General features: G+C 68.0%; 20 protein-coding genes. 12 read left to right on the top strand and 8 right to left on the bottom strand.

What is annotated here, in order from left to right:
• The first annotated feature begins 105 nt into the window (after positions 1 to 105).
• From ACNQR1_RS27240 to ACNQR1_RS27215, 6 genes are all read left to right on the top strand, one after another.
• On the top strand, positions 106 to 1,056 hold the full coding sequence (locus ACNQR1_RS27240; RefSeq protein WP_418048726.1) for a metal-dependent hydrolase: 951 nt from the start codon (positions 106 to 108) through the stop codon (positions 1,054 to 1,056).
• On the top strand, positions 1,049 to 2,227 hold the full coding sequence (locus ACNQR1_RS27235) for a hypothetical protein (protein ID WP_418048725.1): 1,179 nt from the start codon (positions 1,049 to 1,051) through the stop codon (positions 2,225 to 2,227). Before ACNQR1_RS27240 ends, ACNQR1_RS27235 begins: the two co-directional genes overlap by 8 nt.
• Before the next feature lie 62 nt (positions 2,228 to 2,289).
• Positions 2,290 to 3,333 (top strand): LmeA family phospholipid-binding protein, encoded by a 1,044-nt coding sequence (locus ACNQR1_RS27230; protein WP_418048724.1) that lies wholly within the window; start codon positions 2,290 to 2,292, stop codon positions 3,331 to 3,333.
• Positions 3,333 to 3,890 (top strand): chorismate mutase, encoded by a 558-nt coding sequence (locus tag ACNQR1_RS27225; RefSeq protein WP_418048723.1) that lies wholly within the window; start codon positions 3,333 to 3,335, stop codon positions 3,888 to 3,890. Before ACNQR1_RS27230 ends, ACNQR1_RS27225 begins: the two co-directional genes overlap by 1 nt.
• 73 nt (positions 3,891 to 3,963) lie before the next feature.
• Positions 3,964 to 4,659: a hypothetical protein gene (locus ACNQR1_RS27220; protein WP_418048722.1), complete on the top strand. Its 696-nt coding sequence runs from the start codon at positions 3,964 to 3,966 to the stop codon at positions 4,657 to 4,659.
• The gene (locus tag ACNQR1_RS27215) at positions 4,656 to 5,099 is read left to right on the top strand and encodes a hypothetical protein (RefSeq protein ID WP_418048721.1); all 444 of its coding nucleotides are present in this window, start codon (positions 4,656 to 4,658) and stop codon (positions 5,097 to 5,099) included. The genes ACNQR1_RS27220 and ACNQR1_RS27215 overlap by 4 nt, the downstream gene beginning before the upstream one ends.
• 13 nt (positions 5,100 to 5,112) lie before the next feature.
• Here the strand turns inward: ACNQR1_RS27215 and ACNQR1_RS27210 are convergent, their stop codons facing one another.
• Entirely contained in the window at positions 5,113 to 6,684 is a 1,572-nt protein-coding gene (locus ACNQR1_RS27210) for a PTS transporter subunit EIIC (protein ID WP_418048720.1), read from the bottom strand.
• A 148-nt stretch (positions 6,685 to 6,832) separates the two neighbouring features.
• On the opposite strand from ACNQR1_RS27210, the gene ACNQR1_RS27205 reads away from it, so the two are divergent.
• The 4 genes from ACNQR1_RS27205 to ACNQR1_RS27190 all read left to right on the top strand — a co-directional run bounded on the left by ACNQR1_RS27205 (position 6,833) and on the right by ACNQR1_RS27190 (position 12,012).
• Positions 6,833 to 7,303 (top strand): PTS sugar transporter subunit IIA, encoded by a 471-nt coding sequence (locus tag ACNQR1_RS27205; protein WP_418048719.1) that lies wholly within the window; start codon positions 6,833 to 6,835, stop codon positions 7,301 to 7,303.
• Positions 7,304 to 8,089: a glucosamine-6-phosphate deaminase gene (gene nagB, locus ACNQR1_RS27200; protein ID WP_418048718.1), complete on the top strand. Its 786-nt coding sequence runs from the start codon at positions 7,304 to 7,306 to the stop codon at positions 8,087 to 8,089.
• Positions 8,090 to 9,235 (top strand): N-acetylglucosamine-6-phosphate deacetylase, encoded by a 1,146-nt coding sequence (gene nagA / locus ACNQR1_RS27195; protein ID WP_418048717.1) that lies wholly within the window; start codon positions 8,090 to 8,092, stop codon positions 9,233 to 9,235.
• Between the two features lie 143 nt (positions 9,236 to 9,378).
• Positions 9,379 to 12,012 carry a LuxR C-terminal-related transcriptional regulator gene (locus ACNQR1_RS27190; protein WP_418048716.1) on the top strand — a complete coding sequence of 878 codons (2,634 nt, stop codon included), beginning with the start codon at positions 9,379 to 9,381 and terminating at the stop codon, positions 12,010 to 12,012.
• Here the strand turns inward: ACNQR1_RS27190 and ACNQR1_RS27185 are convergent, their stop codons facing one another.
• The gene (locus ACNQR1_RS27185; RefSeq protein WP_418048715.1) at positions 12,013 to 12,222 is read right to left on the bottom strand and encodes a hypothetical protein; all 210 of its coding nucleotides are present in this window, start codon (positions 12,220 to 12,222) and stop codon (positions 12,013 to 12,015) included. It abuts the gene before it with no gap.
• 20 nt (positions 12,223 to 12,242) lie between these two features.
• Here ACNQR1_RS27185 and ACNQR1_RS27180 point away from each other — a divergent pair, with 20 nt between their 5' ends.
• A complete protein-coding gene (locus ACNQR1_RS27180) occupies positions 12,243 to 12,602 on the top strand; it encodes a DUF488 domain-containing protein (protein ID WP_418048714.1) in 360 nt (119 codons plus the stop codon).
• A 61-nt stretch (positions 12,603 to 12,663) separates the two neighbouring features.
• Complete coding sequence (locus ACNQR1_RS27175; protein WP_418048713.1) at positions 12,664 to 13,314, top strand: GNAT family N-acetyltransferase; 651 nt, start codon at positions 12,664 to 12,666, stop codon at positions 13,312 to 13,314.
• Between the two features lie 13 nt (positions 13,315 to 13,327).
• Here the strand turns inward: ACNQR1_RS27175 and mbtN are convergent, their stop codons facing one another.
• From mbtN to crcB (ACNQR1_RS27145), 6 genes are read right to left on the bottom strand one after another with little or no spacing between them, the layout of a single operon-like run.
• A complete protein-coding gene (gene mbtN / locus ACNQR1_RS27170; protein WP_418048712.1) occupies positions 13,328 to 14,503 on the bottom strand; it encodes a mycobactin biosynthesis acyl-ACP dehydrogenase MbtN in 1,176 nt (391 codons plus the stop codon).
• Positions 14,500 to 16,065, bottom strand: a complete 1,566-nt coding sequence (gene mbtM / locus ACNQR1_RS27165) for a long-chain-fatty acid--ACP ligase MbtM (RefSeq protein ID WP_418050529.1) — start codon at positions 16,063 to 16,065, stop codon at positions 14,500 to 14,502. Before mbtM ends, mbtN begins: the two co-directional genes overlap by 4 nt.
• Before the next feature lie 5 nt (positions 16,066 to 16,070).
• The gene (locus ACNQR1_RS27160; protein WP_019348478.1) at positions 16,071 to 16,340 is read right to left on the bottom strand and encodes an acyl carrier protein; all 270 of its coding nucleotides are present in this window, start codon (positions 16,338 to 16,340) and stop codon (positions 16,071 to 16,073) included.
• 60 nt (positions 16,341 to 16,400) lie between these two features.
• Positions 16,401 to 17,474 carry a DUF190 domain-containing protein gene (locus ACNQR1_RS27155; RefSeq protein ID WP_418048711.1) on the bottom strand — a complete coding sequence of 358 codons (1,074 nt, stop codon included), beginning with the start codon at positions 17,472 to 17,474 and terminating at the stop codon, positions 16,401 to 16,403.
• A complete protein-coding gene (gene crcB, locus ACNQR1_RS27150; RefSeq protein WP_418048710.1) occupies positions 17,471 to 17,839 on the bottom strand; it encodes a fluoride efflux transporter CrcB in 369 nt (122 codons plus the stop codon). Before crcB (ACNQR1_RS27150) ends, ACNQR1_RS27155 begins: the two co-directional genes overlap by 4 nt.
• Entirely contained in the window at positions 17,836 to 18,234 is a 399-nt protein-coding gene (crcB, locus tag ACNQR1_RS27145) for a fluoride efflux transporter CrcB (protein WP_418048709.1), read from the bottom strand. The genes crcB (ACNQR1_RS27150) and crcB (ACNQR1_RS27145) overlap by 4 nt, the downstream gene beginning before the upstream one ends.
• Positions 18,235 to 18,258 lie beyond the last annotated feature (24 nt).

Genomic DNA, 18,258 nt, shown 5'->3' with positions numbered 1-18,258 from the left:
TCTGCAGGATATCGCCACCCGCCGTTGACGGGCCGCGCCCGCGTGTAGTAATCATACAAGCAAGGCGTTCTTTGTATGATTGCTTGGACAAGCGAGGTGGCACCCATGACGGATCTGATCGTGCGGAAGATGAGGTTCGCGTTCGCGGACCACCGTGTCCCGTTCCTGTGGAACGAGGCCAACCCGGCGTTCTCGTCGATGGCCAATGCGGTGTCGTTCCTGGCCATCGCCTTCGAGAAGATGATCGGGCAGATGATCACCGAGGCCATGCCGTTCATCACCGATCCCGCCGTGGCCGAGGAGGCCCAGGCCTTCGTGCGGCAGGAGGGCCAGCACTCGATGGCCCACCGTCAGCACGCCAAGGGGCTGCTCAAGACCTACCCGGCCTTGAAGGAAACCCTCGACGAGGTGATCAAGGCATTCGACGATCTGACCGCCGAGACGCCGCTGAAGTACCGGCTGGCCTACACCGCCGATCTGGAGGCGACGTTCACCCCGGTCTTCAAGCTGATGCTCGACCATGACGACACACTGTTCGCTCCGGGGGACGACCGGGTGGCGTCACTGTTCCTGTGGCACTTCGTCGAAGAGGTCGAGCACCGCAGCTCGGCGCTGATCATCTACGACGCGGTCGCGGATGACCCGTGGTACCGGATGCGGGTCGCCCCGTCGATCTTCAAGCACGTGTGGGCAGTGATGAAGATCGCCTGCGAGGGTTTCAACAAGCATGTTCCGCTGGAGGAGCGCCAGATCGACGCGATGTCGATGTTCGGCATGCAGGCCCGGAAAAAGGCTCTGCTGCAAAAGCTTCCGTTCACCAAGACCCCGTACGACGGGCCGGTCGCGAACGCGTTCGCGCACCTGCCCAAACGTGAGATGCTGACAGCCGTCGCGGGCGTGGTTCGCAGCCAGGTCCCGGGCCACAACCCGGCCCACGAGAAGCTGCCGGTGCTGGCCGACGAGTGGTTCCAGCGGTACGAGGACGGCTACGAGGTCACCCAGTGGTACACCGCCGACAAGGCGCCGACGCAGAAAGTGAGCGCCGCCGATGTCTGACCTGTGTACCCCGACATTCTCGGGTTTGGCTCAGCGCCTGGGCTTTTCGTGTGACACGGCCGGGGGCCTGATCGAGTTCCGCAACCCGTTCGGGCTGGAGAACTGGACGTTGCCGGTGCTGGAGATCACCGTCATCGCCGGCGCGGTGCTGGCCCTGGTGTATGCGATCGTGCGGCTGCGCCGTCACAACGACCCGACCAACCTGGTCCTGTGGTTCGGCGCCATCGCCTATCTGCTGATCATCGAACCGCCGCTGTATTTCCCCGGTGCGTTCGGGATCGCCGAACACGTCGACACGATGTTCGCGCACAACGTGTTCACCGTGGACTTCCTGTGGGGTCGGCTGCCGCTCTACATCGTGGCCATCTACCCGATGATGGCGACGGTGGCCTACGAGATCGTCCGGATCCTCGGTGTCTTCCGCCGGCGCGGTGTCCTGGTCGGCGCGATCTGCGTCGGGTTCGTCCACCACGCGTTCTACGAGATCTTCGATCACATCGGGCCGCAGCTGCGGTGGTGGGAGTGGACGCTGGACCACCCGATGAACCAGCCGTTCTTCGATTCCGTGCCGCTGCCGAGCGTGGTCGTGTTCGCCGCGCTGTGGCCGATGTCGCTCGCGTTCTGTGTGCAGCTGTTCGTCGGTCGCCACGTCCTGGAGGGCAAGACGTTCAGCGGCTGGGAGATCCTGGGCCGCACCATCGTGGTCGGCGTGCTGGCATCGATCGGCACGGCGGTGTTGCCCCTGCCCGCCACGCTCGCCACGTCGATCTCGGGCAGCACCACGGTGGGCGGAGTGGTCTACGCCGCCGAACTGGTCGTGCTCACCCTGGTGGCGATTCCGGTGCTGTTCAGTCAGTGGTCGAGCCTGCGCAAAGACAGCGACCCGGCAACCGTGCGTTACTCCAACCCGCTGATCCTGGGTTACGCCGCGGTGTACCTGGTCGTCATGACGGTCCTGTGGCTGACGGCCCTGCCGGCGTACTTCGGCGCCGTCGACGGCGTCACCGCCGCCGGTGATCCCGTCGGCAGCCTCGCCTACGCGGTGATCTGCTTACTGATCGCCGCGCTGTCGATCGCCGCGGCCGCCACCGTAAACCCCGCGGGCCTGCAAAAACGGCCCGATGCGGTGGCGCCGGGCCTGGCGGGCAACACGGCGGGCAGCCCGGAATGAGGAGCGAACCCACAGGCGCGCCACGCTCCTGAGCACCTGGGTGATGGGGCAGAATTGCGGAGGTGCCGACACCGCCGCAACGCCCCGGTGAGCCCGGCCGGCAAGGCCGCGGTCCCGTGCCGCCGCCCGACCCGGCGACCCGGCGACTGCCCCGGCCAGGACGCCCCGAGGCGCCGACCGAGCAGATACGCGCGCGCCGCCAGCCGCCGGAACCCGCAACGGAGCAGATCCGGGCCCGCAATCAGCCGCCGGAAGCCGCGACGCAGAAGATCGCGCGGCCGCAGCCGCCGACGGCTCCTCGCCCGGCGGGACCGCCACCGCAGCAGCCGCCCACTGCCGGGCCCCGGGGAAGCCGGCCCGAGCCGGCCGAGCCGTCCTCACGATGGCGCAGCCCGCAGGCGATCCTCCTTGGCGCTGTCATGATCGTCGCGCTCGTGGTCATCGGATTGACCGGTGGCGAACTGTACGCCCGGCACAAGGCCGGCTCGGTGCTCGTCGCGGTCGCCGAATGCGTGGTGGAGGACAGTGCCTCCGTCTCGTTCGGGGTCAAGCCGCCGTTCCTGTGGCAGCACATCACCGGCCACTACACCAACATCTCGGTGGAAACCGGCGGCAAGCAGGTGCAGGCCGCCAAAGGGATGACCGCGGACGTGGCGTTGTCCGACATCCGCTTGCAGGGCACCGAGGACTCCAAGGGCACCATCGGTTCGTTGAGCGCCACACTGACCTGGACCGCGGCCGGCATCAAGGACACGGTGGCGGAGAACCTGCCCGGGGTCGGCGCCCTGGTCACCGATGTCAGCACCGACCCGTCCGCGGGAACCATCACCATGGAGGCGGTGGGGGACACCAAAGTGACCGCAAAGCCGGTGGTGAACAACGGAAACCTGGATCTGCAGATCACCGACGTCAGCGGGCCGTTCGAGAAGGACACCGTGCAGGCGGCGCTCGATGGCCTCACTTCGAAGCTGAACGACGCTTACCCGCTCGGGATCCACGCCGACAGCGTCTCGGTGACCGACACCGGGGTGGTGGGCAAGTTCTCCAGCCAGGACGCGTCCATTCCCAACGACGAATCCGACGACGCCTGCTTCGCCAAGCTCTGATGCTGGCCCGAATCGCCGCGGTCGGTGGCCTGACGCTCTCGGTGCTGTTCGGCGCTCCGCTTGCCCGCGCGCAGGACCCCAGCCCGCTGTTGCCACTGGTCGACGCCGCAGCGCAGCGCTTGCAGACCGCAGACCCGGTGGCCGCCAACAAGTTCCGCACAGGGGGATCGATCGAAGACCCGCGTCGCGAGCAGCAGGTGATCGACACCACCACCGCAGATGCCGCCGGCCGCCACATCGACCCGGCCTACGTGGGCCAGGTGTTCCGGGACCAGATCGACGCGACCGTCGCCGTGGAGTACGGCCTGTTCTCGCAGTGGAAGCTGGATCCGGCGACCGCGCCCGCGAGTGCGCCCGACCTCGCCTCGTCGCGAAGCGCCATCGACGCGCTCAACCGCACCATGGTGAACGAGATCGCCGACCGGTGGCCGGCCCTGCATTCGCCGTCGTGCCCGGCCGATCTGGCGAGTGCCGTCGACGGCGTGGTCACGGCGCGAAGTCTGGATCCGCTGTATCGGCGGGCGCTGGACCACGCCACCAGGTCATATTGTCGCTGACCATCGGACGCGGCCCAGTATTGACGTTTCTGTAGACCGTAGGCGGGTATCCCTGGCCGCAGGAGGTCAGGAAATGCCTACATGGAGTTGGATCGTCATCGTCGCGGTTGCCGTGGTCATCGTGTTGCTGGCGGTGGTCGTGGTCGCAGCGATGATGCGGCAGAAGCGCAGTGAACGGCTCAGGGAACAGTTCGGGCCGGAGTATGAGCACGCCGTCGAATCAGCAGGCGGCCAGCGTGCAGCGGAGCGGGAACTGCTTGCGCGCGAACGGAAACACAACAAGCTGAAGATCAATGAGTTGACGCCGGAATCCCGGACACGGTACGTCGAAGCGTGGGGCGTGACCCAGGCTGGGTTCGTCGACAACCCGGCGAAATCGGTCGGCGAGGCGGATCGCCTGGTGACCGAGGTGATGCGCGAACGAGGTTATCCGATAGACGATTTCGAGCAGCGTGCTGCTGACGTCTCGGTCGACCATCCCAAGGTGGTCGAGCACTACCGCTCTGCGCACATCCTGCACCTTGCCCAGGAACAGGGCGAGATTGGCACCGAGGCGCAACGTGAGGCGCTCGTGCACTATCGCGCCCTCTTCGAGCAGTTGGTTGGCGCAGCGCCCGGAACACAGACCGCCGAAGAACCGCAGGCCCGGCCCGACACCCGGACTGCCGAACGTGTAGCCGAGGGCGAACACGAACACGACACCCCGGCCCGGCGTGAGGCCGACACGAACGAAGCCGGCACGGATTCGACGAAGGAGGCGCGGGCATGACCACCCACGATGAACAAGCGACCACCGTCCCACCTCAGGACACGAGTGTGGCGGAGAGCCCGCAGGCACCACAGACACAGCAGGTGCCGCAGGCCCGGGGTGCGGATACGGCGGAGCCCGCCCGCGAGGCGGATTCAGGGGCTGCCGAGGCCGAGGCGCCCAGCGACGACAACACGTTGTTGTTCGCCGACGAGCATCGGTCGGGATTGCACTCGCGCTGGAACGACGTGCAGGCGGCGTTCGTCGACGACCCGAAAGACTGTGTCCAGAAAGCGGACAACCTCGTGGCGGAAGTCGTCGAACAGCTCACGGCGAGTTTCGCCGACACCCGGTCCCGGCTTGAGGCGCAGTGGTCTCGAGGCGAGGAGGCGTCCACCGAAGATCTCCGCGTGGCCCTCACGCGCTATCGCGATTTCTTCCAGCGGCTGCTGTCGGTCTGAGGTCGGTCGAGGGCTACAGGCTGTCGGCGATGGCGTTCTTCAGGTCCTCGGAACTGGTGCCGAACACCGCCTGGACGCTGTTGCCGACCTCGATGACGCCCGCGGCGCCGAGCGCCTTCAGCCGGTCGTGGTCGACCTTGCTCTTGTCGGCGACCTCCATGCGCAGTCGGGTGATGCAGGCATCGACATCGACCAGGTTCTCCCGGCCGCCGAACGCCGCGATGATCTGCTCGGCCTGAGTGTCCGTCCGGGCCGGCGCGGTCAGCGTGCCGGTTCCGCCGACCGTCACGGTGGTGGTGGAATCGGCGCCCTCACCGAGGTTGGCCTGTTCCTCGGCGTCGAACTCGGTCTCGGGTTCACGGCCGGGTGTGCGCATGTTCCATCGGGTGATCGCGACGTAGAACATCACGAAGTAGACGACCGAGAACACCGCCCCCATCACGACCAATAGCCAGATGTTCTTCGCCGCGGGTGCTCCGCCGTAGAGCAACAGGTCGAGGAGCCCGGCCGAGAACGAGAAGCCCAGATGGATGTCGAGAAGGTAGGCGATCGCCAGGGACAGCCCGGTCAGCACCGCGTGGATGACATAGAGCGGGAATGCCACGAACATGAACGCGAACTCCAGCGGTTCGGTCACGCCGGTCAGGAATGCGGTCAGGGCGGCGGCCGAGAGGATGCCGACCGCAACCTTGCGTTGCTTCTTGTTCGCGGCCAGGATCATCGCCAGCGCCGCGGCGGGCAGGCCGAACATCAGCACCGGGTAGAACCCCGAGGTGAGGATGCCCGCGGTCGGATCGCCGGCTGCGAACCGGGTGAGTTCGCCGGTGACCACGTTGCCGTCAGCGGTCTGGTAGTCGCCGTAGATGAACCACACGTACGAATTCGGGATGTGGTGCAGGCCCAGAGGTATCAGCATGCGATTGGCGAACCCGTAGACGAATGCGCCCAGCGCGCCGCTGCCGCCGATGAACCGGCCGAGGCCGGTCAGGCCGGCATCGAAGATCGGGTAGAAGTAGCTCATCAGGAAGGCGATGAACAAGCTTGCCAGCGACACGACGATCGGAACGAACCGCCGTCCTCCGAAAAAGCCGAGATACGAAGGCAATTGGATGGTGTGGTAGCGGTCGAACAACCAGGCCGTCACCAGGCCCACCACGATCCCGGCGAACACGCTGTAGTTGATCTGGGCTTGATCGCCGGCCTTGTCCACCTCGCCGGCCAGCACGATGGGGGACATGGTCTTGAAGACTGCCGACATCACCAGGTAGCCGACCACCGCGGCCAGGGCCGTCGAGCCGTCGGCCTTGCGGGCGAAGCCGATCGCGACACCGACCGCGAAGAGCAGCGGCAGGTTGGTGAACAGGGCGTCGCCGGCCGAACTCATCGCCTTGAAGAACGGGCCGATCACGGGGGAGTCGATCCGGCCCAGCAGGTCTGGTTGGCCCAGCCGCAGCAGGATGCCTGCGGCGGGCAGCACGGCGATGGGCAGCATGAGGCTCTTGCCGAGCCGTTGCAGTTGTGCGAACGCGGGTATGCGCAGGCCGGATTTCGCCTGTGCAACTTCAGATTTCGTCGTACCGCTCATCGCCTTATCGCCCCTTCCGGCCACCCAGCGTGACCCGCCGCGAAGCTGAGCGGAAGCTTAGACGAGAACCCGTAAACTCGAGGCCGTCTTACGGCCGCGCTCGTATTGTTTGTGGCACTAGCACCCCGAGCCACGAAGGAGCCGCACAGTGAGCAGCACGCGAGTACTCGCCCCGGTTGCGGGGCGCGCAGTGGCACTCCAGGATGTTCCGGACCCTGTGTTCTCGGCAGGCATGGTGGGGTACGGCGCCGCGGTGGACCCACCGCGCGGCGTGATCGACGCGGTTGCCCCGGTCAGCGGCAAGTTGTTGAAGCTGATGCCGCACGCGTACGTCATCATGACCGCCGACAACGTCGGTGTCCTGGTCCACCTCGGCCTGGACACCGTCGCGTTGAACGGAGAAGGTTTCACCACCCATGTGGGGCAGGGCGACGAGGTCACGGCCGGCCAGGTGGTGATCACCTACGACGTCCCTGCCATCGAGGCGAAGGGCCTGAATCCGATTGTCCCCGTTGTGGTCATGGACGAGCGTGAGCCCGGCAACGTGACCGTGGCCGAGCCGGTGACCGCGGCGGCCGACATCGCTGCGGGTGCAATGCTTTTCACGGCGAACAAGTAGATGGAAGTCGTCATCCTCGCCGATGCCGCCAAGATCGGCGGCGTGGCTGCCGACGCGGTCGGCGCGCTGCTCGGCCGCAAGCCGGATGCGGTTCTGGGCCTCGCCACCGGCTCGTCGCCCCTGGCGATCTACGACGAACTCGCCGCGCGGTGTGCCGCCGGACAGATCTCGTTCCGGCAGGCCCGCGGGTTCACCCTCGACGAGTACGTCGGCCTGCCCGCCGACCATCCCGAGCGCTACCGCAACGTGATCGACACCGTGTTCGTCTCGCGCGTCGACTTCGCCCCTGGCGCGGTGCTGGGTCCCGACGGCCTGGCGACCGACATCCCCGCGGCGTGCGCGGCATACGAGGATGCCATTCGCGACGCCGGCGGTGTGGATCTGCAGATCGTCGGCATCGGTACCGACGGGCACATCGCCTTCAACGAGCCCGGGTCGTCGCTGGCGTCGCGCACCCGCATCAAGACGCTGACGCAGCAGACCCGCCTCGACAACGCCCGGTTCTTCGGAGACGATCTGGCGGCGGTGCCGACGCACTGCCTGACGCAGGGGCTGGCCACCATAATGGCCGCCCGGCACGTGATCCTGGTGGCCTCCGGCCGCAGTAAGGCCGAAGCCGTGCATCATCTCGTCGAGGGTGCAGTCAGTGCCATGTGGCCCGCCACCATCCTGCAGCATCACCCGCATGTCACGGTTCTCCTTGATGACGCTGCGGCACAGCGCCTTCAGCTGATCGACTACTACCGTGAGACCTACCGGTCGAAGCCTGTCTGGCAGGGCATCTGAATGTTGCTGACCGCCGGCACGCTGATCACGGGCGCAGAACTGTTGCGGCCGGGGTGGATTGACGTGGCAGACGGCCGGGTGGCGGCGGTGGGCACGGGTGCGCCACCCCGGCCTGCCGATCGTGATCTGGGCCCGGTGACCCTGGTGCCGGGTTTCGTCGACATCCATACGCACGGCGGTGGCGGCGGCAGCTTCTCGGTCCCGTCGGCGGCCGACACGTCGGCCGCGGTGGCGCTGCACCGTCGGCACGGCACCACCACCATGATCGCGTCTCTGGTCACCGCGACCTCGGACGATCTGCTGCAACAGGTGGAGGCGCGGGCCGAGGACGTCCGCGCGGGCCGGATCGACGGAATCCACCTCGAAGGGCCGTGGTTGTCGACCGTGCGGTGCGGGGCCCATCAGCCCGCGCTCATGCGTGATCCGGATCCGGTGGAGATCGACCGCCTGCTCGCCGCCGCTGCGGGAACGATCAGGATGGTGACCATCGCCCCCGAACGCACCGGTGGGCCGGCGGCGATCCGGCAGTTCGTCGACGCCGGTGTGGTGGTGGCCGTCGGCCATACCGAGGCGACCTACGAACAGACCCGCGCGGCGATCGGGGCCGGGGCAACGGTTGGCACGCACCTGTTCAACGCCATGCGCCCGATCGACCGGCGTGAGCCGGGGCCGGTGATCGCGTTGCTCGAAGATCCCTCCGTCACCGTCGAACTCATCACCGACGGGGTCCACATCGATCCGGCCATCTATCGGCATGTCACGCGGTCCGTCGGCCCCGATCGCGTCTCGCTGATAACCGATGCGATGGCGGCCACCGGCATGTCCGACGGGCGGTATCACCTGGGGCCGGTGCGGGTCGACGTGGTGGACGGGGTCGCCTACGTCGGGGGCACCGACACCGTCGCCGGGAGCACGGCGACCATGGACCAGATGGTCCGATTCGCTGTCACCCACAGCGGGCTGCCCCGCGACGAGGCGCTGTTGCTCGTAGTTCGTCAGGCCTCGCTCAACCCGGCGCGGGCGATGGGACTCCCCGGTGACGGCTTGATCCCCGGGGCCGCAGCCGATCTCGTGGCGCTGGACGCGGACCTGTCTGTCGTCGCGGTGATGCGCGCGGGCGGCTGGGAGCTGGAACCGGCGGTGTAGTCGCTCGGCGCGTGTGCCGCACTGGCCCGAGAAGTGTTTTCTGTGGCAAAGATTCGCGTTGCGGCGGCGGTGAATAGCCGTTACAAATTCTTGCACCGGCGTACCGTCACCGGGTAGCGCCTGAGAACATCTGGGGGTCGTTTTTGTCGGACTGGCCATTTGTCGCAAGGGATGTGGAGCTGCGCGAGGCCGCGCAGGCGCTGCGGGGCGGCTCGCGCGGGGTCGTTCTGGCCGGAAAAGCCGGAGTGGGCAAATCGGCCCTGGCGCGGGTACTGGCCGAGGGGCTGGAGGCTGACGGTTGTCCGGTCCGGTTCGTGCTGGGGACCGAGACCGGGCAGGCGGTGCCGCTCGGGGCATTTCGCCACGCGCTCACCCTCACCGATGCGCATGACCCGACGGTGATGCTCGCCGTGGCACACGAGATGCTGGCCTCCGATCCGGAACTGGTCATCGTGGTCGACGACGCGCAGCACCTCGATCCGTTGTCGGCACTGTTGGTCCAGCAACTGGCGGTGCACGGCTCGCCGAGACTGATCGTCACCATCGGGAACGGCGCGACCACATCCGATGCGGTAACGGCGTTGTGGAAAGAACAGCTCCTGCTACGGCTGGACCTCGAGCCTTTCACCCGGCAGCAGACCGGTGAACTGGCCACGGCCGTGTTGGGCGGCGAAGTCGACGATCGTGCGGTCGCGGAACTGCACCGGTTCTCCTCGGGCAGCCCGCTCTACCTGCGGGGTGCGCTCAACGCGGCCCTGGGCGATGCGGTGCTGGTCTGTGATCAGGGACGGTGGCGGTTGCGCGGGCAGCTGCGGGTGAGTGCCGATCTGCACGCACTGATCAATTCGCGGTTCGACACCCTGACACCCGACGAACGCGATGTGGTGGAGGTGGTCTCCACCGCCGAGGTGCTCGACTGGGATGTGTTGGCAGCGGCCTGCGACCTCGACGCGATCGCCCGGGTCGAGCGCAGGGGGGCGATCAAGGTGCTCAACGACGCGACGTGCACCCTTGTGCAGCCCGGGCACCCGATCATCGGAGAAGTCGCCCGCAGCCGCTGCTCGAAAACTCGCTCCCGGCAGATCAATACGCTGCTGGCGGCCCTGCTGGGGGCGCATCTGGAGTCGCCGAACAACGGGCGGCTCCCTGACGTCCGGGGACGCATCCAGCTGGCGCGCTTCATGGCGGGAGGCGACGGGCCGGCTGACCCGGGCGTCATCGCCGACGCCGCGGCCAGCGCGGTCACGATGTCCAATCTGGCGCTGGGCGAGGAGCTGGCGCGGTACGCACTCGATCACGGCGCCGGGGTGCCCGCGGCGATCGTGTTGGCCGACGCGATGAGCTGGCAGGGTCGCGGAGAGCAGGCCGAGGAGTTGCTGGCCCGGTCGATGCCACCGGCCGACGACGAACCGACGCTGGCGCGGTGGGGCTGCCTGCGCGCATCCAACCTGTTCTTCGGGTGTGCCCGTCTCGACGCCGCGCGGTCGGTACTGGCCATGGTGCGGCAACAGGTGCACTGCCCACAGACGTTGAGCCTGGTCGTGGCGATGGAAGCGGTCTTCGCGTTCTTCGCCGGCGAGCTCGCCGATGCGATCACGCTGGGCACCCAAACGCTCGGCACCGAGGCGTCGTCGAGCACCAACGGGTCGACGGCGAACGTATGGGCGGCGCTGGCCACCTCGAGTGCGCTGGCCCTGTCGGGCCGTTCGGCCGAGGTCGCCGCGGTCGCTCAGGCCGGTGAATTGGCCGCCGAGGATTGCGAGTCGGGGCCGCAGCGTTACTGGCTGGCTTTCGCGCAGGTATCGGCGGCTGCGACCGAAGGGGATCTGGAGCGGGCACAGCGGGTCTGTGACCGCTATGCCGTGCTGGCGGCCGGTTCTCCGCAGGCCGACGCCATCGTCACCGCGCTGAGTGGGCGGGTGGCGTTGGCCCGCGGCTGCCTGGCTTCAGCGGGTGAGGCGCTGCAGGCCGCATTGTGGGCCGCCCCGCAGGTACTCCCGCCGGGGTGGCTGATGGTGGTCGCCGCATGGCTGGCCCAAGCCGAGGGGATGCGGGGCAACGGCTCGGCCGCGGGCGCCGCGCTGCGGCGGGCCGAGGCGGCCGCAGCCGGCCCGCTCGAGGTGTTCGGCCCAGAGCTGGCGCTGGCCAGGGCCTGGACGGCGGCAGCCAACGGTGACACGAGATCGGCGGTGGACCATGCGACCCGGGCGGCACAGCGCGCCAAGGCGGCCGGCATGGACGCGGTCGAGCTCACGGCCATGCACACTGCGCTGCGTTTCGGGGAAACCTCAGGTCACCGCAGGATCCAGCAACTGGCGCGCCGCGTCGGTGGCCGGCTGGCCGAGGCCATCGCCGCGCACAGCGCGGGCCTGTCCCGCCATGATCCCGATCAACTGGTCGCGGCAACGGACCGGTTCGAGGTCATCGGTGCACTGGGCCTGGCCGCCGATGCGGCCGCCCACGCGGCCAGAGAGCATGCCCGGGCCGGTTCCCGCGGCGGTGAATTGGAATCGGCCGCCAGGGCCCTGTGGCTGTCGAACCAGAGTGGTGCGCTGACCCCGGCTCTGTGCTGCGCCGGAGACCCGTTGCCGCTCACCGAGCGTGAGTGGGAGATCGCCAACCTCGTCGGTATCGGGATGAGCAACCGCCAGATCGCCGGCAAGTTGTGTCTTTCGGTGCGCACCGTCGACGGGCATCTCTACCGCATGTTCGCCAAGCTCGGTGTGGAGGACCGTGACCACCTGGCCCGGCTGGCACGTTTCGGCCCGGCCAGTTGATCAGGCGGGGTGTTCCGGGTCGTCGCTCGAGGTACGGACACCCACGAAATCGAGCAGTCGCGGATCGCCGGAGGTGAACCGGTCCACTTCCTCGCCGCCATCGCATCGCAGCAACGCGATCGTGAGGCTGTTCGCGGTGCGGTTGAGGACGCACCAGTGTGCGCCGGAATCTTCCCAGCGCTGCAGATCTGCCACCCGATCGAGGCTCATGCCTCCTACCATGGCATGTCATGGCCGAGAAGAACCGTGTGCGGCTGGCCCGGGTGTACACCGAGCCCGAGCCCGATGAGGGGCGGCGGGTCCTGGTCGACCGACTGTGGCCCAGGGGCCTGAAGAAGACCGATCCACGGGTAGGGCATTGGCTGCGCGCGGTTGCTCCGTCCACGGAGTTGCGTCACTGGTACGACCACAAGCCGGAGCGGTACGACGAGTTCACCGCGCGGTACACCCAGGAGCTGCAGTCCGGTGAGGAGGCCGCGGCGTTCGACGAGTTGCGGGCGTTGGTCAGCGCCGGTCCGGTCACCTTGGTGACCGCCACCCGCGAACTCGACCTCAGTCACCTGACGGTCCTGGCCAAGCTGCTGACCTGAGTTCGAGCCCAGGGAGGAAGGTAAACCTACCCTCATTCGCTGCGGTAGGCTCGGCGCTCAAATGAGCGATATCGATACCGACGTGACCGACCTGTCCGGGGCCCCCGTGCTCAAGCGTGAGCTGACCGACATCACCGACGAGGTACGCGCGGTCGACGCCCCTCCCACCCCGGTCCTGGCCGAGCCGTACGACATCCGGGTGGCCGACGCCGGTGCCGACGCCGAGCTGGTCTCGGAATGGATGAACCGCCCGCACCTGGTGGAGGCCTGGGAGTACGACTGGGCGCCGGACCGCTGGCGCCGATACCTGCAGGCTCAGCTCGACGGTGAGTACTCGCGGCCGTTCATCGCGAGCTTTCGCGGCAAGCCGGTCGGGTACATCGAGTTGTACCGGGCGGCCAAGGATTCCATCGCGCCCCGCTACGCCGCCGATCCGTATGACATCGGCATGCACGCCGCGATCGCCGATCTGAGATTCGTCAACCGCGGCATGGGCCCGATCTTGTTGCCGCGCATCGTGGCCAACGTGTTCGAGCTCGAACCGAAATGCCGGCGGGTCATGTTCGATCCGGACCATCGCAACAACGGCGCCCGCCGGGTGTGTGAATGGGCGGGATGCGAATTCCTGGGCGAGCACCAGATGTCCAACCGGCGGATGGCCCTCTACGCGCTGCCGCGCACACCCGACGACGCCCTGGGCGCCGCCGGGTAATTCCCGAACCGGTTCAGGCTCCGGCGAATTCGGCGTAGCCGTCGTAGTCGGGCTTCATGGCCGCGGCCACCAGCTCCCACAGCACCTCATCGGTGCCGCCACCCACGCGGGCCAGCTTCATGTCGCGCCACCACTTGCCCAGTGGCGTCTCGTCGACGAGATAGCCGGACCCGCCGAAGATGTGCATGCACTCGGATGCGACCTCTTCGCCCAGCCGGGCGGCGGTCACCTTGAAGGCGGCGGCGGCCCGGAGATCGAGCTTGCCCTGCGCCGCGGCCCCGGCCAGGGCGTAACGCAGCAGATCGACGCGGGCCTGCAGGTCGGCGATCCGCATCCGCAGCGCCTGGTGCTCATAGAGCGTGTGGCCGAACTGCCGGCGTTTCATCATGCGCGCCAATGTGATTCCGAGGATCCGTTGTGATCCGGCGGCGACCTGTCCGGCGATCGACATGCGTTCGTGGGCCAATCCCCAGGAGATCGCCGCCAGTCCGGTGCCGGCCCGGGCGACCAGATGGTCGGCGGGCACCCACGTGTCGATGTGCACCGCAGCGGTGGCCAGCGGTCCGTTTCCGACCTTGCGGTAGGGGGTCTGGATCTCGACCTGGGAGGTCGGCACCGCGACGACGACGACGTTGCCGTGCCTGCTGGTCGGGTCGTGGTCGACGTTGCGGGCCACCACCATGATGTGATCGGCGATGGTCGAGAGGGAGACGAACTTCTTGACGCCCTTGATCTCGAATCCGTCACGGGCCGTGCGGACTTCGGTCTCCACGATCTGCAGGTCCGAACCTCCGGACTCCTCGGAGGCCGCGATGCAGAGCACGGCTTCGCCGTGGATGGCCTGTTCGCAGATGGTGCGCAGGTGGTCGGATTTGCCGAAGCGGCGCAGCAGGGCGATGGCCGAATCGTGCAGGCTGACACCCACACCGATGCCCGAGGATCCGGTCCGGCCCAGTGCGAGGGCCAACTCGACCAGCTTGGCGACGTCGGGTTGCTGCCCGTCGCCCCACTTCTCGGAGAACACCCCGTTGCGGCCGAGGTGCTCGATGAGTTGACGCGGAAAGCTCTCGGTCTCTTCGGCTTCGGCGGTCCATGCCTTGACCTGGTCGTCGAACACCCGATCCAGCAGGTCACGGTATTCGTCGAGCGTGGTGGTGGCCGGCGCCGGTGTGGGCACTGTGGCGGTCATGACTTCGCTGTCTCCAATTGTCGTTTGACCTCCAGGCGGCGCAGCTTGCCCGAGGAGGTGCGGGGGAGTGACCCCGGCGTCAGGAACACCACGTCGGCGGGCACGATGCCGCACTCGGATGCCACCTGTTGGATGACCTGGCTGCGGGCCCCGGCCTCGTCGGGGCCGCGGAACTCGGCTGCGATCACCAGGCCGGAGCGGACCGACTTCTCGCCGGCGCCCACGGCCACGACGGCGCCTTCACGAACACCCTTGACCTGAGCGGCGACCCGCTCGATCTCGGTGGGGAAGATGTTGCGCCCGGCCACCGTGATCAGTTCCTTGGTGCGTCCGCAGACCACCAGTCCGCCGTCGACGAAATAGCCGAGATCGCCGGTGGCGAACCAGTCGTCGGGGTTCAGCGGTGTCTGGCCGAGGTAGCCCGACATCATCGAGGTGCCCCGGATCTCGACCTCGCCCACGTCGCGGCCGACGATGCCCGCATTGTCTTCGCTGGGCCGCAGGCGCACTTCCATCCCACCGATGGCGTCACCGAGGACCGCGAGCTGTTGGCGGTTGGACCCGGCGTCCGTCTCGACGGTGATCTCGTCGAGAACCACACCGCGTCCCGGAACGGGAACCGTGACCGCACAGGATGATTCGGCCATCCCATAGGACGGTGAGAGGGCTCCGGGGTTGAAGCCGAACCGGGACAGCTCGGTGCCGAACCGGCTGGTGGCCTCGCAGTCGACGGGCTCGCCGCCGTTGAGTGCGAACCGCAGGGCCGACAGGTCCAGATCGGTCAAGCGCTTGGAGTACTTGCCGATCAGGCCGTAGGCCATGTTCGGCGCGGCGGTCAGGGTGGCGCGGCTCTCGGTGAGCCACCGCACCCAGCTGAACGGGGAGGCTGCGAATGCCATTGTCGGGGCCTGCCACACCTCGATGCCGCCGAGCGCTCCGGCCAGCAGGAAGGTCAGTCCCATGTCGTGGTAGAGCGGCAGCCACGAGCAGCCGACATCGCTGTGCGACAGACTGATCCGCTCGCTGAGCCCGCGCAGATTGGCCAGCACGGCCGAAGGTGTCAGCTGTGCGGTGCGGGGGGTGCCGGTGGAGCCGGCGGTGCCCTGCAGGACCGCGAACTGGCCGGTTCCCAACGCCAGCGCGGTGGAGCGGCGGGTGTGGGCGACGACGGTGTCGTCGTGGATCTTCAGCGAGGTCTCGGCCGGACGCAGCAGGTCCAGGTAGGCGCCGTGGCTGAACACGGTGCCCACGCCGATGCCGGAGAACCGGTTCAACGTGGACTGCACCCAGGTGTCCGCGTCCGCGCCCCGGATCGGCCCGGGCAGTACCGACAGTGCCGCACCGGCTAGTAGGGCGCCGAGGGCCGTCGCGATGCCCTCGACGGTGGGCTCGCCGACCACTCCGACCGCCGTCGACCCGTCTTGGCCGATCTGTTCGGCGGCGTTCTCGGCGCGCGCGTACACCTCGCCCCACGGGTGACGGTTCCAGGTGCGGGTCTCGTGGTCGTACACCACGAGGTCGGCGTCGGTGGTGGTCAGCGACGCGGCGAGCGCCGTTGCCAGCACGCTCACTGGCTGCTCTGCGCGGCAGGCACTTTCGCCAGGATGGCCGCTTCGAGGTCACCTACGGTGTCGCAGCTGAGCAGGTCCTCTTCGGACAGGGCAACCCCGAGCTTGTCCTCGATCGCGACCATGCCGACGGCGAACGCCACCGAGTCCAGGCCGACGTCGTCGATGAGACGGGATTCCCTGGTCACCCGGCGGACATCGACGTTCATGTCGTCGCGAAGGATCTCGGTGAGGGCGGCGCTGACCGCTTCGGGTGTTGTCGACTGCATGGGGTGGCACGGTACACGGCAGAGGAAAGATAGGCTAGCCTTACCAGCCTGGCTGTGAGGTCAGTAACTGAAGCGCGCCAGATCAGTCCCGCCGTGGCGCCGGCCGCCGTCGACAACGGTTGCCGAGGGCACCATCTCGGCGCTCACCACGCCGTGCTCGCGGGTGAGTTCATCGATGATTTCGAACGACGCGGCGATCCGCTGCGGCGTATCGACAACGATCGTCGTCACCGGCACCTGGCGTCCGAACTGAAACAGCTTGTCTCCGTGCGGCCTGCCCTCGCCGGTGAAGCCCCACACCGCGCGCAGCACGGTGGCGCCGCCTGCGGCGCCGGACTGCAGCAGCGTGCGGACGATGGCCCGGTGGATGGGCACCCCGTCGTGGTGGGCGGTCTCGGAGGTGTGAACCATCAGCTTCTGCCACAGTGGGCGGCCCTGGGCGTCGGTGTCCGGCAGTCCGGCCGGGTGGGCCAGCAGCTGTCCGCCTTGCTTGCACAGCTGTGCCCGCTCGACGGTGAGTAGCGGGTTGTTCTGCAAGAGCTCGGTGAGCTCACCGAGCACGGCGTCCACCTGGGCTCCGGTCCCGAGCCCGATGATCATCAGCGGAACCTCGGTGTTGCGGCTGAAGAACGCGGCGCGTCGACGCCGCCCGTGTGCGGTGCCGTCGACTCCCAGAAACACGGTGACCGCCGCGAAGCCGCGCTGGTACAGCAGGTCGCACACCGCGCGGTAGGCGGGAGCTCCACCGATCCGGTGATGACGGCCGACATAGACGGTGAGCTTGCAGGCGTCGGCAACCGTCGGGGCGGGCGATTGGCGGCGGATCAACTGGGCCCGTTCCAGGGTGATCAGGCCGCGGGGAACCAGCTCCACGGTCTGCTCGGCCAGCGCGGAGATTTTGTCGGCCGCATCGACAGCCGTGATGGCGACGGGCGGATCCTCCGAGGCGCTCAGCGTCTCGTCGGTGCGCAAATGGTGGTGCGGACCGAAGCTGGAGATCCCGCGCAGCATCACACTGATGGCGATGTCGCTGCCGCCGTACAGATCCAGGAGCGCATCGGCGGCGAAGCGGTGCTCGTGGCGCAGCCGCTCGGCGAAATAGGCGGTCAGCTTGAGGTAGTCGGTGGTGGTCACAACCGGCCTCCCAGCGACATGCCCAGCCACGCCGCGGCCAGGCCGAGCGCCACGCTGACCACGATGTTGCCCACCGCGGGCCAGACCCGGCGTTCCTCGCTCAGGCGTTGCGTCTCCAGCATCCAGGTGGAGAACGTCGTGTAGGAACCGACGAATGCGGTGCCGGCCAGCAGGGCGGCGTGCCGGTCCAGCGCCAGGGCACCCAGGAACCCGAGAAGGAAGGCGCCGCTCAGGTTGACCGCCAGGGTGCCGAACGGGAAGCCGCGGGTGTGACGGGCGGACACCGCACGGTCTAGCAGAAATCGGCAGACCGCCCCGGCGCCGCCCAGCAGCAGCACTCCGGTCCACACCACGACGGCCGTCATCCGCGCACCATGGCCCGACGCACCAGAGCGGTTGCGACCACCACCGCGAGCAGGCCGGCGGCGATGCTGGCCGCGGTATAACCCGCGGCCAATGCCCAGTTCCCGTGTTCGAGCATTGTGACCGTCTCGACCTGCATCGTGGAGAACGTGGTCAGCCCGCCGCACACGCCGGTGCCCAGCAGCGGCCGGCGGTAACTCGACACCGGCAGTCGCTCCAGCAGCCGCGTGGTGAAGTACCCCAGCAGAAACGCGCCGACGATGTTCACGATGAACGTCGGCCACGGCCAGTGCCCGGGTTGAGGTGCCGCGAGCACCGCCAGGCCGGCGCGCGCCAGTGTGCCCAGGGCGCCGCCGACGAACACCGCGGCCAATTCTCGGGGGTCGTGGCCGAACATAAGCCAAAAGTATGGCGTCCGGCG

The organism is Mycobacterium sp. 48b, from assembly GCF_048282725.1.
In the GTDB taxonomy this organism is placed as follows: Bacteria; Actinomycetota; Actinomycetes; order Mycobacteriales; family Mycobacteriaceae; genus Mycobacterium.
The sequence above is the reverse complement of the archived record's forward strand: the minus strand, read 5'-3'. Positions and strand labels throughout refer to the sequence as shown.

Coding starts and splice junctions, on each gene's coding strand:
- ACNQR1_RS27240 (WP_418048726.1), top strand. CDS start 106: ATGACGGATCTGATCGTGCGGAAGATGAGGTTCGCGTTCGCGGACCAC.
- ACNQR1_RS27235 (WP_418048725.1), top strand. CDS start 1,049: ATGTCTGACCTGTGTACCCCGACATTCTCGGGTTTGGCTCAGCGCCTG.
- ACNQR1_RS27225 (WP_418048723.1), top strand. CDS start 3,333: ATGCTGGCCCGAATCGCCGCGGTCGGTGGCCTGACGCTCTCGGTGCTG.
- ACNQR1_RS27220 (WP_418048722.1), top strand. CDS start 3,964: ATGCCTACATGGAGTTGGATCGTCATCGTCGCGGTTGCCGTGGTCATC.
- ACNQR1_RS27215 (WP_418048721.1), top strand. CDS start 4,656: ATGACCACCCACGATGAACAAGCGACCACCGTCCCACCTCAGGACACG.
- ACNQR1_RS27210 (WP_418048720.1), bottom strand. CDS start 6,684: ATGAGCGGTACGACGAAATCTGAAGTTGCACAGGCGAAATCCGGCCTG.
- nagB (WP_418048718.1), top strand. CDS start 7,304: ATGGAAGTCGTCATCCTCGCCGATGCCGCCAAGATCGGCGGCGTGGCT.
- nagA (WP_418048717.1), top strand. CDS start 8,090: ATGTTGCTGACCGCCGGCACGCTGATCACGGGCGCAGAACTGTTGCGG.
- ACNQR1_RS27185 (WP_418048715.1), bottom strand. CDS start 12,222: ATGAGCCTCGATCGGGTGGCAGATCTGCAGCGCTGGGAAGATTCCGGC.
- ACNQR1_RS27180 (WP_418048714.1), top strand. CDS start 12,243: ATGGCCGAGAAGAACCGTGTGCGGCTGGCCCGGGTGTACACCGAGCCC.
- ACNQR1_RS27175 (WP_418048713.1), top strand. CDS start 12,664: ATGAGCGATATCGATACCGACGTGACCGACCTGTCCGGGGCCCCCGTG.
- mbtN (WP_418048712.1), bottom strand. CDS start 14,503: ATGACCGCCACAGTGCCCACACCGGCGCCGGCCACCACCACGCTCGAC.
- ACNQR1_RS27160 (WP_019348478.1), bottom strand. CDS start 16,340: ATGCAGTCGACAACACCCGAAGCGGTCAGCGCCGCCCTCACCGAGATC.
- crcB (WP_418048710.1), bottom strand. CDS start 17,839: ATGACGGCCGTCGTGGTGTGGACCGGAGTGCTGCTGCTGGGCGGCGCC.
- crcB (WP_418048709.1), bottom strand. CDS start 18,234: ATGTTCGGCCACGACCCCCGAGAATTGGCCGCGGTGTTCGTCGGCGGC.